The sequence below is a fragment of the Campylobacter concisus genome (assembly GCF_003049705.1).
Lineage (GTDB): Bacteria > Campylobacterota > Campylobacteria > Campylobacterales > Campylobacteraceae > Campylobacter_A > Campylobacter_A concisus_AR.
This window is the reverse complement of record NZ_PIRF01000001.1, coordinates 1-16,416: the sequence shown is the minus strand read 5'-3', so window position 1 is coordinate 16,416 and position 16,416 is coordinate 1. Positions and strand designations below refer to the sequence as shown.

The window sequence follows — 16,416 nt, the reverse complement described above, 5'->3', positions numbered from 1 at the left end:
AAATTCATCTCTTTTTAGATAAAATCAAGCCAAATTTCAACTATAAGGTAAAAAATGGCAAAAGAAAAAGATAGTGACAAAAAGATAGCTATCCCAGAGAGCGAAGCGGACAAGAAAAAGGCGCTCGAGCTTGCGCTAAAGCAGATCGATAAAGCTTTTGGTAAAGGCACTCTTTTAAGGCTTGGCGATAAAGAGGTTGAGGCTATCGAGTCGATACCTACTGGCTCGCTAGGACTTGACCTAGCTCTTGGCATAGGCGGCGTTCCAAAAGGCAGGATCATTGAGATCTATGGACCAGAAAGCTCTGGTAAGACCACGCTCACACTTCACATCATCGCCGAAGCGCAAAAAGCTGGCGGAATTTGTGCGTTTGTCGATGCAGAACACGCACTAGACGTAAAATACGCTTCAAATTTAGGCGTAAATACCGACAACCTTTACGTCTCTCAGCCTGACTTTGGCGAGCAGGCACTTGAGATCGTTGAGACGCTTGCAAGAAGTGGAGCGATCGATCTTATCGTAGTTGATAGCGTCGCTGCTCTTACTCCAAAGAGCGAGATAGACGGCGATATGGGCGATCAGCACGTTGGTCTGCAAGCAAGGCTTATGAGCCAGGCGCTTAGAAAGTTAACTGGAATTTTAAGCAAGATGAAGACAACTGTTATCTTCATCAACCAAATTCGTATGAAGATCGGTATGATGGGATATGGCACGCCAGAGACTACAACTGGCGGCAATGCACTTAAATTTTACTCATCTGTAAGGATAGATGTTAGAAAGATAGCCACACTTAAACAAAACGACGAGCCTATCGGCAACCGCACAAAAGCGAAAGTCGTTAAAAACAAGGTCGCGCCTCCATTTAAAGTGGCTGAATTTGACATCATGTTTGGCGAGGGTGTGAGTAAAGAGGGTGAGATCATCGACTATGGCGTAAAACTCGACATCATCGATAAATCGGGCGCGTGGTTTAGCTACAAGGCCGAAAAACTAGGCCAAGGCAGAGAAAACGCCAAAGCCTATCTAAAAGAGCACCCAGAAATTTCTGATGAGATAGTAGCGGCGATCAAAGGCTCAATGGGGATCGATCACCTAATAAGCAGCGGCGCAAAAGATGAAGATGACGAAACAAACGAAGCAGGAGATGAATAATGGTATTTATTGAAGATGTAGAAGCTCACGAGGTTTTAGACAGCAGAGGCAACCCAACAGTTCGTGCGACAGTTAGACTAAGCGATGGAACCGAGGCAAGCGCGATCGTACCAAGCGGCGCAAGCACAGGTAAGCGTGAAGCGCTCGAGCTTCGTGACAAAGACGAGAGATACACTGGCAAAGGCGTTTTAAAGGCTGTTTCAAATGTAAATGAAAAGATAGCCGAGGCGATCATCGGCCTTGATGCCTACAACCAAAAAGCAGTCGATGAGGAGATGCTTGAGCTTGATGGCACGCACAACTACTCACATTTAGGCGCAAACGCGGTTCTTGGCGTATCTATGGCGATAGCTCGCGCAGCTGCAAAGAGCCTAAATATCCCACTTTATCGCTATCTTGGCGGTGCAAATGCCAGTATCTTGCCAGTGCCGATGTTTAACATCATAAATGGCGGCGCACACGCAAATAACAGCGTTGATTTTCAAGAATTTATGATCATGCCATTTGGCTTTAGCACATTTAGCGAGGCACTAAGAGCTGCAACAGAAATTTATCACAAGCTAAAATCTATTCTAAACGCAGTCGGACACAGTACAGCTGTCGGCGACGAGGGCGGCTTTGCTCCAAATTTAAAAGACAACGAAGAGCCACTAAAACTAATCTCACAAGCCGTAAAAGAGGCTGGATATGAGCTAGGCAGCCAGATAAAACTTGCCCTTGATGTCGCTTCAAGCGAGCTTTACAAAGACGGCAAATACGAGCTTGAAGGCAAGAAATTTAGCAGCGACGAGCTCATTAGCTACTATGAAAAACTTTGCGAAAAATATCCGATATTTTCTATCGAAGATGGCCTTAGCGAGGATGACTGGAGCGGCTGGGCTGAGCTTACAAAAAGGCTTGGCAGCAAGGTGCAGCTAGTTGGCGACGACCTATTTGTTACAAATGAGAAAATTTTACGCGAAGGCATCGAGAAAAATATCGCAAATGCGATCCTAATCAAGCCAAATCAAATAGGCTCCGTCACGCAAACTATGCAAACTGTCCGCCTTGCTCAAAGAAATGGCTACCGCTGCATAATGAGCCACAGAAGCGGCGAGAGCGAAGATGCGTTTATCGCTGACTTTGCGGTCGCACTAAACACTGGCGAGATAAAGACGGGTGCTACTTCAAGAAGCGAGCGCAACGCGAAATACAACCGCTTGCTTGAGATCGAGCTTGAGGCGGGTGAGTTTTTAGGGGATAATATTTGAGCGAAATTTTAGATGAATATGGCAAAGAAGATGGCATATTTCATAAAATTTTAAAATACATTAGACCAACATTACGCTATGTCATAGCCACCATTTGTGTGGCTATGTTTGCTTTTTATGTAGGCAATATGATGTTTGGCAAACGCTCACTTGATGTTATGTTAAGCCTTCAGAGCAAAAAAGAGAGGCTTAGCGAAGACGTGGAAATTTTAAAAAAAATGAACGCGCGTCTGCAAAAAGATTATTTTGAATTACAAGGCCTTGAGCCAGACTTTAATAAAAAGTAGGAATGATGAAAAAAATTTGGTTAGTTTTATCTATATTTGCAGCAAGCGTCTTTGCTAGAGAGAACCCATTTATGCCTATTAGCGAGCTAAATACAAGCGTTATGACAACAAATATCATAGAAAAATTTGATAGCTTTGATTCTATTTCGTTTAAATTTCCAAGTGATGCGGCACTTTTACTAGATGTCACCATAAGATATAGAGCAAATGACGGTACTATAAAGGAAAAAAGGCTAGCCGATATAAATAAAACTATCGATTACAGCGATGAATTTGCTTTAAATAAGGTAAAAAATCCAGAACCAGTTGTGGCAAAAAAGCTAGATGTTTCGGTCACAATGGCAAATATGCCTAGCCAAAAAGTAAGCACCCCTGTGATAATAGAAAAAAATGAAACTAAAATTTCAAATAAAGATAGAAACAAAACCTCAGATATGCCAACTCCAAGTGTTGTAGTGATCGATCTTAGCACAGATAAAGCAAAAGAAACTACCATAAAGTCTGAACAAAAGGTAGTCGAAATAAAGATTGAGCCTAGCAAAAAGCCAGTTGATAGTGTAAAAAATGGAAAAGATGTTAAATTTCTAGGTTTTATAAGCTTTCTAGCCAACAGTAAAGAGCTAAAAATCGCTACAAAAGCTAAAAATTTAAAGCATTTTGCTTATGAGAAAAATAAGATCGTTCTTGACTTTGCAAGGCCGCCAAGAAGCTTTAAAACTAAGAGCTTAAAACTTGAAAATGAACATTTTAAAAATGTGATCATAGGCTGGCATGATAGATATTTCAGGGTGGTTTTGGAGCTTGATAAGATGCATAAATATAAGCTCGAAGCCGCTGAAAATGGATATTTGCTTAAGCTTTTATAGTTTTTGAATTTTATTTCATAAAATTTCAAATATAATACTTTTCAAAATAAAAATTTAAGGTTATTGGTTTGAAATACCCGCTTGATTGTAAAGATAATTTTGAAAACTCATTTATATTTTGGCTCACTCGCTACGTCAAATTTAAGCTAAGCTCACTTTCAAATAAAGAGCTTAGGGATCCAAAGGCACTTGCAAGTGTGAATTACGCTCTAAGCCGCGAGGTAAAGAACATTGATCAGCTTGATGGCTTGGTAAAAAGTGCGAGAAATGCAGGGCTTACTGGCATAAATACCTACTTTAATCCACTTAAAAAAATATATGAAACGATGAAATTTTACGAGCTTAGTAGCCTAAAGCAGATCGATGAAGAACTGCTAAGCGAAATACTGGCTAGCACAACCGGCGGACTAAGCGACGCTAGTAAGAAAAATTACCGCATCTCAGTGATAAATTTCTTTGCGTTTTTAGACAAACAAAACGAAGAGGATGGCAAGGCCCATGTTTTTGATATAAATTTAAAAAACTGGGGTGGAGTGAGTGGCAATAAAGGGCAAAAGTTACCTGAGTTTATGGGCGAAGATGAGGTCAAGAAATTTCTTGATGCGATCGAAGAAAGTGACTTTAAACAAAACTCAAATCGCAATAAGCTCATAATAAAAACTATCATTTTTACTGGCATTCGTGTGAGCGAGGCCCTAAACTTAAAACGAAAAGACATCACCGAAGATGGCGATCTTTTTATCATTAGGATCCGAGGCAAAGGTAACAAATACCGCATCGTTATGATAAAACGTCACCTAATAGAAGCTCATCTAAATGCGATCGCAATAAACTATATCAATAAAGAAGGCTATCTTTTTATCAATAAAAAAGGCACCAGGCTGACGCAGGCTTATGTTAGCCGCATAGTAGAGCAGATCCTTTTTAAGGCCGGTATCAGAAAAGAGAAAAATGGTGCTCACATGCTGCGCCACACCTTTGCAACAATGCTTTACAAAAAGCAAAAAGACCTAGTCTTAGTGCAAGAAGCCTTAGGCCATGCAAGCTTAAATACCTCAAGAATTTACACTCATTTTGATAGTGATAAGCTGAGACTTGCCGCAAAGGTGGCTGAGGATTTAGCGGGAGAGTAGATTTTGCTTCTTGTGTAAAAAGCCACAATAAACAAAAAGCTTTATGAGAAAACTTATATGTGATTTATAAATTTAGATAAGCCCGCCTAGTAGTGAGATTTGTTGGGGTTTAAAAACATCTTTCATATAAATACAATGAAAAAATGATGGCAAAATTTAAGAATAAATATGGGCTGAGGAATAAAAATTTAAAGCTCTAGTTGATATTTGAGATCAATAAAACACTTTAAATTTATATCCCAAACCAACAATAGCCATTTTTATAAATCGATCATTAGATTTAAGGGCTAGTAAAATTTTACCAGCCTGCTAAACATCAAAGTTTATTTGCTATTTTAAAGAGTCTTACAGCTTGCTCCGCTGTCATCTTTAAATTTCTAATTGCGACATCTTTTCTCATCGCTTCTTCAAGACTCACTGGCTCATTTAATATACAAAAATAGGCATCGATTCCATTTTTATGGCAATCTTTGGCACATTTTTGCACGCTTCCAGCAAATGCGATTACTGGCTTATGATACTTTTTTGCTAGTTTTGCAACCCCAGTTGGTGTCTTGCCCATTGAGCTTTGAAAGTCCATACGGCCTTCGCCAGTGATGACTAGATCAGCCTTTTTGATCTCGTCTTCAAGAGCAATAGTCTGTGTAATGATCTCAATACCTGGGCGAAGTTTCGCTCCTAAAAATGCCACGAATGCAAAGCCAAGTCCACCAGCGGCACCAGCGCCTTTTTGTGTGTGAAATTTGCTATTAGTCTTTTCCTTTACAAGAGTTGCAAAGTGTTTTAGTCCATCATCAAGCTCTTTTACCATGCGGCCATTTGCACCCTTTTGAGGAGCATAAACATGAGCTGCTCCATTCATGCCATAAAGCGGATTATCTACATCGCAGGCGATTAAAAACTCGCACTCCTTTAGCTCTTTTAAAGCATCTTCATCTGTAAACTCATAAATTTTGGCTAAATTCTCGCCTTTTCCTTCAAGTAAAGCACCATCTTTATCATAAAATTTAAAGCCAAGTGCGCTAAGCATGCCTGTACCAGCGTCATTTGTCGCACTTCCACCGATGCCAATGATAAATTTTCTAGCGCCTTTAGCAATGGCATCTTTTATCATCTGACCAAAACCAAATGTGCTAGTTTTTAGTGGATTTCTCTCGTCTGGGTTTATGAGCGTAAGGCCCGAAGCACTTGACATTTCAAGTATAGCAAGGTCATCTTTTAGTGCATATCTAGCTAAAATTTCAATTCCAAGTGGATTTTTAACTATCGTATCTATAAATTTCGCACCAAGTGCATCAGCCATCGCCTCTACACTACCCTCGCCACCATCTGCGATAGGCTTGACAACGACCTCGCAGCCAATCTCTTCTAGTCCTTCTTTTACAGCAAGGCCCGCTTCAAGCGAGCTAAGCGAGCCTTTTAATGAATCAATCGCAACTAAAATTCTCATAAAAGCACCAAAGATAATATGTAAACGCTAATTATACCAACGATACCCATTATAAACGTCATAGCTGTTTGTGTGCGATATCCTTGTTCTGCGCTCATCTTGCTAAAATTTGTCACAACCCAGAAGTAGCTGTCATTTGCGTGAGATACGCACATCGCACCAGATGCTATTGCCATGACGCAAAGTGCAGCTGAAATTTCACTCGTAAAGCCAAGTGTGTGCATGAGCGAGTTGTCGGCACTAAATGCACCCATGATAGACGCTGTCGTGATGATAGCCACGGTCGAGCTTCCTTGAGCGGTTTTTAGTACGGCCGAGATGATGAATGGGAAGAAAATTCCTATCGCTTTTATGGCGGTTGCGTTTTCTTTTATGAAATTTACAAAGCCGGCCTCAGTGATGACATTACCCAAAACACCGCCAGCTGCTGTGATAAAAAGTATCGGTCCAGCGATCTTTAAAGATTCGTTCGTGATGTGGTCAAATTCTCTTATCTTTCTGGCTTCTACTAATAAAAATACACAAAAGATCACGCCGATTGCAAGAGCAATGATGGGATTTCCTAAAAATAAAAGTATCTTTGGCAAGAGAGCCGTTTTATCAAACATGCCTTGTTTTGCTAAAACATCGACAATAGAGCCGATCGCCATAAAAATGATAGGCATGATGATAGGAGCAAGGCTCAAAAATCCGCTAGGTAGCGTGCCAAATTTCTTTAAAAGCTCTTCGTAGGTAGCTGTGATGGTAGCGTCAGCATCTTTGTCGCTGATAGTCACGCTTTTGCTAACACTCTTTGAAAAGAAATAAACAGCTATCAAAACAGGTACTGAAACGACTGTTCCCATGATGATGACAAGGAGTAAATTTCCGCCAAGACCAAGTGTTCCTGCAGCTGCTATTGGGCCAGGAGTTGGCGGGATAAAGACGTGAGATGCGTATAGGCCGCCACTTAGAGCGACTGACATCGCGACTGGGCTTGCTGAAATTTTCTTATAAAGCGCCTCGCGAATAGAGTTTAAAACGACAAATCCACTATCGCAAAATACCGGAATGCCAACAACCCAGCCCATGATGAGCATGGCAAGCTCTGGACGCTTTTGTCCGACTAGCTTAACAACCATATCAGCTAGCTTTAGTGCAGCTCCCGTTTTTTCAAGCACAGTGCCGATTATCGTTCCAAAGATAATAACGATACCAATACTCTTAAATGTGCCACTAAATCCAACACCTATCATCGCTGGGATCTTGGATAGATCGATGCCTGCGACGATCGCAAGAACCAAAGAAATGCTCATAAGTGCCAAAAATGGATGCACTTTTAGCTTAGAGATCATAACGATCATAAGTATGATAGCTACAACAAAACAGACAATTAGTGAGATTCCGCTCATAAAAACTCCTTTGCTCTGAGATTTTGCTTAAGATTTTAGCAAAATTTGCTTGTATTTTTTCTAATATTTTTAAGTTTTTTGATTAATTAAATTTTTTTGACATATTTGAGTAAATTTATGACTATTTGCCTAAATTTAGCCATTTTATAAGTTCAAAATTTTTAGCTTATTTTAAAATAACAAAACCAAGACCAAATTTATCAGTATGCCTATTATAATCAATCAAACTCTCGCCATATCCCGTAAAATACTGCAAATAGCCATAAACTCCGGTTGAGAAGATAGGAAACATATATGAAATTTCAGCCGCACCTTTGTTTGTTTTATCAAAATGTAAGTTATTTCTTAGCATCAGGCTAAAAATGTGTTCATTAAGGTTGTAGCTAAGCCTTACATCGCCATGCCCGATGTATTTTAATATATCTTTATTGTCACCTTTATTGCCCACTACCATCCAAGCTCTTGGTGAAATGCTAAGCTTACCAAAAACAAAATCACTTTGCACATAAGCTCTATTCCAGCTTCTTGAATTGCTACCATCTCGTCCATTTGACTCATGCAAAAGTCCAAATTTTAGGTTTTTTACACCTATTTGATCCAAATATTTTGGCGAAGCAAAATTTAGAAAAATTTCTGGCTGATAGTTCGTCTCACGAAATGGCGCAGATGTCCTTGTTATCTGCCACCAAGATGTCTGCGTGTAGGCTGCCACGAGGCTCTCTCTAAGCCCAAACAGGTCATAAAATAACGGCTTTGCAAGGCTTATTTGAAACTTAGTTTCAACGCTTTTTCGCTCATCGTTTGGCACATTTTTAGCATAAGTTACTGGCAAAAGGTAGTTAAATTTATAAAGCTCGATACCAAGTGCATTTTGTAAATTTTTACCACTTTTATCTTCTCTTAAAAGATCAGCTTGCTTTAGCTTCGCCTCTCTTGGTGCTGGCTCGCTTGCTTGCACATTTTGCATCACGTTTTGCTCGTTTAAAGAGCTTTTGGCTAGCTCTTTATAAATTTGCATCGCAGCCTTTATATCGCCGCTTTGCTCCAGCTCTTGCGCCCTTTTAAAATCATCTAGTCCACTTGCTATCAAAAAACTAAGACTAAGACTTAAAAATAATAAAATTTTACTCATCATCTATCTTCTTTTCTTGGATTTTCTTTGCCATTTCGTATTCGTCAGGGAAATTTATGTTAAAAAACTGCTCACTATCTTTAAAATTTACTACTTTGCATTTACAGCTTTTTCTCAAAAGTCCGATTTTATGCTCATTTTTTAAATAAAACTCATGAGCCAAAGTGACAAGCCTTGGGCTAAAAAAACCACAAAGCGAATGAATGTGCTCATTATCACTAGCCACGACCATGTCAAATTCATCTTTAAATTTAACAAGCTCCTCTAAGCTTTTAAGATCAAAAAATGGCATATCAGCTGGTATCACAAAAATGCTATGATCAAAATTTTTAAGAATGGAGTAAAGTGCGAGCATTGGCGAATAGTTATTGCTATTTTCATCTTTTATAAGCTTTAGTGGCGGGCTAAATTTCTCAAATTTTGAGCTTACATAAACTTCGCCAAAAACTTTGCTAAATTTCGCAACCTCATAATGAGTAAGCGTCTTAAAACCACCAAATGGCAAAAGTGTCTTATCTTGCCCCATACGCGAGCTTTTGCCACCTGCTAAAATCACGCAAGTTTGCATCTTTTTCCCTTAAGAAAGTTATGAGGCTAAATTTAGCTAAAAGCGGCTTTGATATACCAAAAATATGTGATAAAAACTTATTTTTGTTTATGCTACTTGTAAAATTTTAAGCCTGCTTTGCCCTTTTCATTGTTAAAAATTCCTCGTAGCGACGATCAATGATAGCTTTGATCAAGGCATAGTTTTCTTGTGAGTTTTCTATATAAAAATAGGCGTTATCAAAGTATTTTTCACCAAATTTTTTCGAAACAAAATCCGTATAATCCTGCAAATACCAACCATACATTTTGGCAAATTTTGTCCGATCAGTCGTATAGTAAGCTTTTGCAAAGGCTTTACCAGCAGTATTTAGCTCCGCACTTCCAAGTACTCCGTCCATAGCGTCAAAAAGATACTGACGATAGTTAAAATTTTCGTCCATCTGTGCTATATCGTCCGCAAAATCTGCCGCAAATTCCTTTGAATAAAATTTGTGTTCCATGCACCAGCGAAAGAAAAATGCAATGTGTGTCGCACCGTTTTCATGCGGTATATCAGTCGGCGCATCTTTCGCACCCCAATGCCATTTTGCTTTGTCATATACTATATCTGGCATTTTTATCCTTTTAAAATGCTCAATTTTACTAAAACCATCTTAATCGCAGTAAAAATCATGGCTACTTTATCCATTTGCTTGCTATGATTAAAAAAGACATAATGGCGCTTTTATTCAAGGAGAAGCAATGAGCGAAAAAATCTACAAATTTTAGGCTAGATCGGCACATGCCTATCAGTTGTTATGTACTTTTCATACATCCCACAAATAATGGGCAACCTTGACGGCAACAAGACGCCTTTTATACAGCCACTGGCAGCCGCACTAAACTGCACAATCTGGACAAGCTACGGCCTATTAAAATCTAAAAAAGACTATCCGCTTTCTGCTGCAAACTTTCCAGGCATAATCTTTGGTCTTTTGGCAACTATAACAGCGTTTTAATGCGCTGAAAAGCTGGTAAATTTGCAAAAATAGCGGGATTTACCGGTTAAATTAATCCATACAAATACTTTCAAATTTCTTTGGCATTTCATAAATAAATTCATTAAATTTTGTCACAAACATAAGGCAAAATATCGTGGTTCGGTTTTAAATCTTTCAAAAATAAAATCCATCCAAGGTTAGATGTAAGAGCATATCAATTGACTAGGTGGAATTTTATTTTAAAATTTTAGCGGTAAATTTTAGTAGTCAATTCTTAATTTTAAAATTTATAAAATAAGAAAAATATATAACTTCTATTCTTTATTAAGGGAGAAGGGAGCTTGAATTACGAAGTCACTCCCTTCTCCCTTAACAATCCCTCTACCCTGACACGTTCAAAGTGCATGCAATGGTGCTGGTGCACTACATGCGGTTAAAACCCTATCAAATTTTAAAATTTATGGGCAGCAAGCCACGGCTATAAATTTAGTGCTAAACGAAGCGAGGCCTAGATTCCAAGATAGATTTGGATGTTGTGACGAAATTTTCACACAAGATAAAACATCTAGTTTATCGAAGTGTGAAAATTTCTAACTCATTCAAAGATACTTAAAAGCTAACGCCTATAAGTCCCTTGGATCGGCGATTTTACCTGCTATAGCTGAGGCTGCTACAACTGCTGAGTTGGCTAGATAAATTTCACTCGTTCTATCGCCCATACGTCCGACAAAATTTCTATTTGTCGTCGAGATACAGCGTTCATTTGCGCCTAAAATTCCCATATATCCGCCAAGACAAGCGCCACAAGTTGGATTGCTCACGACCGCTCCTGCTTCGATGAAAATGTCGATTAAGCCCTCTTTTTCGGCAGCTCTTGCGATCTTTTGCGTCGCTGGAGTGATGATGAGCCTTGTTTTACGGGCTACTTTTTTGCCTTTTAAAATTTGTGCTGCGATACGTAGGTCGCTTAGACGGCCATTCGTACATGAACCGATAAATGCTTGATCAATGGCTAAATCGTCATGAACCGCCTGTCTTACGCTCTTGCCGTTGCTTGGCAAAAATGGATATGCTATGACTGGATCAAGATTGGTCACATCGATCTCTAAAATTTTGTCATATTTTGCATCTTCGTCTGAGTAGAAAAATTTTGGTTTATCGCGTAAATTTTTATCTTTTAAAAACTCTTTTGTGATCTCATCAACCGCGATGATACCACTCTTTGCGCCAGCCTCGATCGCCATGTTGCACATTGAAAATCTATCATCCATACTAAGGCCCTCTATTACCTCGCCACTAAACTCAAGCGCCTTGTAAAGTGCGCCATCAACGCCTATTTGACGGATGATCTCAAGGATAAGATCCTTGCCATAAACGTGCTTATCAAGCTTGCCTTTAAAGATGACTTTGATACTCTCAGGCACTTTAAACCAGTTTTTGCCAGTGATCATCGCATAAGCTAGGTCGGTGCTACCCATGCCAGTGCTAAAGGCTCCAAGAGCGCCGTGCGTACAGGTGTGACTGTCTGCGCCAATGATGACGTCGCCTGGGATGACTAGCCCTTTTTCAGGCAAAATCGCATGCTCGATACCCATATCTTTTTCGTCAAAATAGTTTTTAAGGTCGTGTTTGTAGGCAAATTCGCGTGAAATTTTGGCTTGATTTGCGCTTAGGATGTCCTTTGTCGGGATGTAGTGGTCCATCACGATGGCAAAGCCATCTGGGTTAGCTAGCTTTTTAGCGCCACTTCGCTCAAACTGCTTGATCGAAATAGGCGTCGTGATATCGTTGCCTATGATCATATCGATCTTGCTCTCGATGATCTCTCCAGCGCCCACCTCTTTGCCAACGTGATCTGAAAATATTTTCTCGGTAATAGTTTGTTTCATAAATTTCCTTTAAATTTTTGAGGCGATTTTAACGAAAATTGCTAAATTTAAAGAAAATTTACTAAGCCAAAAGGCCTAGTAAATTTAGAATTTAACGCTAGCGGTCAGCATAAACTGGCGAGCATAGCCTGGTTGTATCGGTATGATATTAGCATCCGTGCCAGTCGATGAGGACGTATAATAAAGCTTGTCGGTCAAGTTTTTGACGTTAAATGAGAAATTTGTCTCGTAGCCTGAAATTTTAGTTGTATAGCTAACAAAAGCATCGTAAGTAATAGCATGTGGTAATTTATAAAAGCTTCCATAAGCTGCTGAGCTTTTTTGTTGATTGTAAGTATACCAAGAGCCAAAATACCTGGCGCCACCACCTATTCTTAGACCTTTTACGCCAAGATGAGCAAAATCGTAATTAGCAAATAAACTCGCTTGATGCTTTGGAGTAGCCTCAAGCGGCTTACCCACCTTCCAAGCCATATTTCTATCTTCTTTTAATTTAGTTTTGGTGTAGGTATAGCTTGAACTTACACTAAGTCCATCTGTAATACGTCCATTAAAATCAAACTCTACTCCTCTAGAATTTGCTTTACCACTCGTATATGATATATTGTTTACATTGTTTATAATATTTTTCTTATCGATATTAAATAAAGCTGCCATTGCGGTTATGCTATTGTTTTGAAATTTTGTTCCAAACTCGATAGATTTTCCCTCTTCTGGCTCTAATGAGACAGCACCTTTGCTGCCGATAGAAGTTTGTGGCTTAAAGCTTTGAGAATGACTAGTATAAACTGACCACTCAGGAGTTAGTAGATATAAAAGTCCGACATTATAAAGCAGCTTGCCACCACTTTTATCTATACTTTTTGTAAATGGTACAGGTCTAGCGGCATATCTGTTTTGATCGCCTACTATTTGGTTGTAGTATTCATACCTTAGTCCCGCTACAAATATTAAGCTATCGGTTAAATTTATACTATCTTGTGCGTAAGTACCGATCGTTTTTAGTTTGTGGTATTGCGTCTTTTTGCTAGCACCTCTACTTTTGATGTCATCTACGCTAACTCTGCCATAGATCGGTGAGTAGATATTTATATTATTTCTAGCATCGTTTGCTTCGATCTGACGAGCTTCTGGACGTTGTCTTAGATACTCTTTAGCATCTACTCCAAATAATAGATTATGAGTTATACTTCCAGTTTCTACTATGCCGTTTAATGTAAGTGATCCAGCATGGGTCTTATGCTCAAAATCTTCATACCACTCCATACGTCTTTCTGCGATTCCGCTAGCTAAATTTATATTCATAATGCGAGCTTGTCCGTATTCATGTAGTGAGCGTGAAAATGCATAAGCTCCCTTTAATAGCCAATTCTCGCCAAAATTTTTCTCAAAACTTAGATCAAAAGTATCTACTTTGCCATCTATTTCGTTAAATGGCTCATCTAATCTGACTTTTTTATCTATGTCTAAAATTTGTCCTGATTCTAGCATATACATGCCGCGATCTGCGGGGTCGGTGTATTTTGTATGGTAGTAGGCAGCATCAATACGATAGTCGTCGCCTTTATAACTTATACTTGGAGCGATGAGTAAATTTTTATATTCGCCATACTCTCTCCAATAATCCTTACCCGACCAATCAAATATAAATCTATATGCAAAACCGCTCTCACCCAAAGCTCCAGTTGAATCAAAGCCAAAATCTCTATACTTTTTATTACCGGTGCCAAGCCAAATTTCATTGCTATTTTCATAAAGCGGTTTTTTAGTTACTAGATTTATGATACCGCCGGCATCTTGAACGCCGTAAAGCAAGCTTGCTGGGCCCTTTAACACCTCGACGCTTTGTACAGTTGCATTAAAGTTGTGCGTCACACCAGCTGATACACCATTACGCATTATAGAGCCGTCACGTCCGCCACCAAAGCCACGCTTTAAAGCCGCATCAAAATTTCCTGAAGTTGTATTCGCATAGCTAACACCACTTACGTTTTGAAGCGATTCCATTAAATTTTCTGGCTTTTTATCCTTTAGCTGTTGTTGCGTTACGACGTTTACTGTCTGTGGTATCTCAAGAATTGGCGTATTTGTCTTGCCCACCTCACTCGTTGTGGCTCTGTAACCATCGTCTGCGCTATCTTCTACACTGATCCCATCCAAGCTTACATCAGTAGCATTTAAAGCAGAAATAGCAAAACAAAGCACCGCACTAATGCGAAATTTATTCATTAATCATCCCTTAAAGAAAATTTAATATTATAAAAATAGTTATCATTATATAAAAATATATTTTAAATTCTTATGAAAAAAATTTACGAAAAATTTATATTTTAGTAACATTACAAATAAAACATTTGGAAAAATTAAACATGGATCAGAAAACAGATTTTTACTATTCTTTCATAGCTAGCGATAAAGCTTTTATTAAAACATTTTTGCAACATTTCTGATATAATCCCCACATGAAGTACGCACATTTAGTTCAAATAGCAAGTTATTTATCAAATTTTACAAAGATAAACCAAGCAAAACGCATTAATGATATGGCTATTTTGATCGAATTTAATGGCGAGAAGATCATCTTTGATCTAAACAAATCAAACTCTGCTATCTACAAAGATGGCGAGCTAAAAGAAGCAAAAATTTATCAAGCGCCTTTTGATAATGTGCTAAAAAAGCGCTTTAACGCCTCGCATATAAAAAGCGTTGAGTGCTTAAAAGATAATAGAATTTTAAAATTTATCTGCACGCAAAGTGGCTCATATAAAAGTGAAAATTTTATCCTCTATCTTGAATTTACTGGGCGCTTTACAAATGCTGTGATAACTGATGAAAATAACGTAATCATCGAAGCGTTAAGACACATCGATAATAGCTACCGAAAGATAGAAACCGGCGAAGTTTTAAGGGAGCTTCCAGCCATCGCTATCAAAGAAAAACCGTGCGAGCCCATAACTGACTTTGAGGCGTTTTTTAGAAGTGAAGCGGCCAGAGTAAATGAGTCCAGGATAGCTGGCTTAAAAGAGGCGAAGCTTGCAAGCGTACAAAAAAAGATAGATAGCATGAGCGAAATTTTAAACTCACTTGAAGACAAAGATGAGCTAATGAGAAAGAGTGAAGAAGCTGCAAATTTAGGATCGCTTTTGCTTGCAAATCTGGGAAATTTTAAGGGCTACGAGAGGGAAATTTGTCTGAAGGATTTTGATGGCAATGAGATAAAACTAACTCTTAGCGATACACCAAAAAATAGTGCAAATGAGTTTTACGCAAGATCAAAAAAATTTCGTGCAAAAGCCATTGGTGTAGATATAGAAAAAAGAAATTTAAAAGAAAAAATCGAGTTTTTTGAAGGATTAAAGTCTCTTTTAAAAGAAGCGACCAGTCTTTATGAGCTTGAAATTTTAAGCCCAAAAAACAAGGCAAAACAAAGAGAACGCCACGTAAAAGATGTGAGTGAAAATGCTGAAATTTTTTACGTTAGAGAATTTAAAATACTAGTTGGTAGAAACGAAAAAGGCAATATAAATTTGCTTGATCTTGCCAAAAAAGACGATATATGGTTACATCTAAAGGATAACCCAAGCGCCCATGTCATCATCAAGACAAACAAGAGTAGGGTGCCTGAAGATGTGCTAGAAATGGCAGCTAAATTCTGCGTAGAATTTAGTGTAAAGGGAGCTGGCAGATACGAGGTAGACTACACTAAGCGTGAAAATTTAAAACGTGAAAATGGCGCAAATGTCACTTATACGAACTATAAAACTATCATCATAAATAAAGGCTAAAAAATGGCTGTAACACCTTTAGGAAATAGTAACTTTATAAATCAAAATGCCCCAGTAGTATCGCAAGTGCATGCAAATCAACAAGCTAGATTTGATATGCAGTCTTTAATGGCAGCTGAGCTTGCCTCGCAACAAAGTGAAGAAATCAAAGAGGTACGTCCGATGGAAGAGTCTTATAAAATAGACCCTGAAAAGGAGCATGAGCGCCAAAAAAATGAAGAAGAAGCAAGTGAGTTTGAGAGCGAAAAACAAAATTCAAGAGATAGTGACGAGGAAGATTTGGACGATATAGCAGATAATGAGGAAATAGTGCCTAGCGAACATCATATGCTTGACATAACTATTTGATGCCTAAACACCCCAGCTACACAAACACCACGTCTCAAGTCAGTGATACTCCCCAACATCTAACCCTCCTTCAAATTTTTAACGCAGTAAATGATAAAGAAAAACTTTTCAAGATCCACTCTGACTCACCCAAAGCTTGCCCGCTTGGTGGCAAGATCGAAACTCTCTTAACCACCCACTTCCTAAAAGCACAAGAAGCTTTAG

General features: G+C 38.7%; 15 protein-coding genes and 1 pseudogene. 9 read left to right on the top strand and 7 right to left on the bottom strand.

Features of this window, described 5'->3' with window-relative positions; translation table 11 throughout:
- Window positions 1-54: 54 nt before the first annotated feature.
- The 5 genes from recA to CVT05_RS00060 all read left to right on the top strand — a co-directional run bounded on the left by recA (window position 55) and on the right by CVT05_RS00060 (window position 4,688).
- A complete protein-coding gene (gene recA, locus CVT05_RS00080; RefSeq protein ID WP_087580781.1) occupies window positions 55-1,152 on the top strand; it encodes a recombinase RecA in 1,098 nt (365 codons plus the stop codon).
- The gene (gene eno / locus CVT05_RS00075) at window positions 1,152-2,402 is read left to right on the top strand and encodes a phosphopyruvate hydratase (RefSeq protein WP_107697387.1); all 1,251 of its coding nucleotides are present in this window, start codon (window positions 1,152-1,154) and stop codon (window positions 2,400-2,402) included. Before recA ends, eno begins: the two co-directional genes overlap by 1 nt.
- Entirely contained in the window at window positions 2,399-2,689 is a 291-nt protein-coding gene (locus CVT05_RS09380) for a septum formation initiator (RefSeq protein ID WP_107697386.1), read from the top strand. Before eno ends, CVT05_RS09380 begins: the two co-directional genes overlap by 4 nt.
- A gap of 5 nt (window positions 2,690-2,694) precedes the next feature.
- Complete coding sequence (locus tag CVT05_RS00065) at window positions 2,695-3,555, top strand: AMIN domain-containing protein (RefSeq protein ID WP_107697385.1); 861 nt, start codon at window positions 2,695-2,697, stop codon at window positions 3,553-3,555.
- 68 nt (window positions 3,556-3,623) lie between these two features.
- Window positions 3,624-4,688: a tyrosine-type recombinase/integrase gene (locus CVT05_RS00060; protein ID WP_107697384.1), complete on the top strand. Its 1,065-nt coding sequence runs from the start codon at window positions 3,624-3,626 to the stop codon at window positions 4,686-4,688.
- Between the two features lie 316 nt (window positions 4,689-5,004).
- Here CVT05_RS00060 and CVT05_RS00055 read toward each other — a convergent pair whose 3' ends face one another.
- From CVT05_RS00055 to CVT05_RS00035, 5 genes are all read right to left on the bottom strand, one after another.
- A complete protein-coding gene (locus CVT05_RS00055) occupies window positions 5,005-6,138 on the bottom strand; it encodes a glycerate kinase (RefSeq protein WP_107697383.1) in 1,134 nt (377 codons plus the stop codon).
- Window positions 6,135-7,529: a GntP family permease gene (locus CVT05_RS00050; RefSeq protein ID WP_107697382.1), complete on the bottom strand. Its 1,395-nt coding sequence runs from the start codon at window positions 7,527-7,529 to the stop codon at window positions 6,135-6,137. The genes CVT05_RS00055 and CVT05_RS00050 overlap by 4 nt, the downstream gene beginning before the upstream one ends.
- 166 nt (window positions 7,530-7,695) lie before the next feature.
- Entirely contained in the window at window positions 7,696-8,664 is a 969-nt protein-coding gene (locus tag CVT05_RS00045) for a phospholipase A (protein WP_234400509.1), read from the bottom strand.
- Complete coding sequence (locus CVT05_RS00040; protein ID WP_103648652.1) at window positions 8,654-9,229, bottom strand: molybdenum cofactor guanylyltransferase; 576 nt, start codon at window positions 9,227-9,229, stop codon at window positions 8,654-8,656. Before CVT05_RS00040 ends, CVT05_RS00045 begins: the two co-directional genes overlap by 11 nt.
- Before the next feature lie 106 nt (window positions 9,230-9,335).
- A complete protein-coding gene (locus CVT05_RS00035) occupies window positions 9,336-9,824 on the bottom strand; it encodes a hypothetical protein (protein WP_087586026.1) in 489 nt (162 codons plus the stop codon).
- Between the two features lie 159 nt (window positions 9,825-9,983).
- Between CVT05_RS00035 and CVT05_RS00030 the strand changes: the two genes are divergently transcribed.
- Window positions 9,984-10,208 carry an SWEET family sugar transporter gene (locus CVT05_RS00030; protein ID WP_265094339.1) on the top strand — a complete coding sequence of 75 codons (225 nt, stop codon included), beginning with the start codon at window positions 9,984-9,986 and terminating at the stop codon, window positions 10,206-10,208.
- 605 nt (window positions 10,209-10,813) lie between these two features.
- Here CVT05_RS00030 and leuC read toward each other — a convergent pair.
- Together leuC and CVT05_RS00020 are read right to left on the bottom strand one after the other, a co-directional pair.
- Window positions 10,814-12,079, bottom strand: coding sequence for a 3-isopropylmalate dehydratase large subunit (gene leuC / locus CVT05_RS00025; protein ID WP_107697380.1), 1,266 nt, complete (start codon window positions 12,077-12,079; stop codon window positions 10,814-10,816).
- An 84-nt stretch (window positions 12,080-12,163) separates the two neighbouring features.
- Window positions 12,164-14,308, bottom strand: coding sequence for a TonB-dependent siderophore receptor (locus CVT05_RS00020; RefSeq protein WP_107697379.1), 2,145 nt, complete (start codon window positions 14,306-14,308; stop codon window positions 12,164-12,166).
- Between the two features lie 233 nt (window positions 14,309-14,541).
- On the opposite strand from CVT05_RS00020, the gene CVT05_RS00015 reads away from it, so the two are divergent.
- From CVT05_RS00015 to CVT05_RS09375, 3 genes and pseudogenes are all read left to right on the top strand, one after another.
- Complete coding sequence (locus tag CVT05_RS00015; RefSeq protein ID WP_107697378.1) at window positions 14,542-15,864, top strand: NFACT RNA binding domain-containing protein; 1,323 nt, start codon at window positions 14,542-14,544, stop codon at window positions 15,862-15,864.
- Window positions 15,865-15,867: 3 nt separating this feature from the next.
- Window positions 15,868-16,212, top strand: a complete 345-nt coding sequence (locus tag CVT05_RS00010) for a hypothetical protein (protein ID WP_072595345.1) — start codon at window positions 15,868-15,870, stop codon at window positions 16,210-16,212.
- Window positions 16,212-16,416: pseudogene (locus tag CVT05_RS09375) on the top strand (hypothetical protein); the annotation flags it as partial. The gene CVT05_RS00010 and the pseudogene CVT05_RS09375, both read left to right, overlap by 1 nt.

Coding starts and splice junctions, on each gene's coding strand:
- CVT05_RS00055 (WP_107697383.1), bottom strand. CDS start 6,138: ATGAGAATTTTAGTTGCGATTGATTCATTAAAAGGCTCGCTTAGCTCG.
- CVT05_RS00065 (WP_107697385.1), top strand. CDS start 2,695: ATGAAAAAAATTTGGTTAGTTTTATCTATATTTGCAGCAAGCGTCTTT.
- leuC (WP_107697380.1), bottom strand. CDS start 12,079: ATGAAACAAACTATTACCGAGAAAATATTTTCAGATCACGTTGGCAAA.
- recA (WP_087580781.1), top strand. CDS start 55: ATGGCAAAAGAAAAAGATAGTGACAAAAAGATAGCTATCCCAGAGAGC.
- CVT05_RS00040 (WP_103648652.1), bottom strand. CDS start 9,229: ATGCAAACTTGCGTGATTTTAGCAGGTGGCAAAAGCTCGCGTATGGGG.
- CVT05_RS00050 (WP_107697382.1), bottom strand. CDS start 7,529: ATGAGCGGAATCTCACTAATTGTCTGTTTTGTTGTAGCTATCATACTT.
- CVT05_RS00020 (WP_107697379.1), bottom strand. CDS start 14,308: ATGAATAAATTTCGCATTAGTGCGGTGCTTTGTTTTGCTATTTCTGCT.
- CVT05_RS00010 (WP_072595345.1), top strand. CDS start 15,868: ATGGCTGTAACACCTTTAGGAAATAGTAACTTTATAAATCAAAATGCC.
- CVT05_RS00015 (WP_107697378.1), top strand. CDS start 14,542: ATGAAGTACGCACATTTAGTTCAAATAGCAAGTTATTTATCAAATTTT.
- CVT05_RS00035 (WP_087586026.1), bottom strand. CDS start 9,824: ATGCCAGATATAGTATATGACAAAGCAAAATGGCATTGGGGTGCGAAA.
- eno (WP_107697387.1), top strand. CDS start 1,152: ATGGTATTTATTGAAGATGTAGAAGCTCACGAGGTTTTAGACAGCAGA.
- CVT05_RS00045 (WP_234400509.1), bottom strand. CDS start 8,664: ATGATGAGTAAAATTTTATTATTTTTAAGTCTTAGTCTTAGTTTTTTG.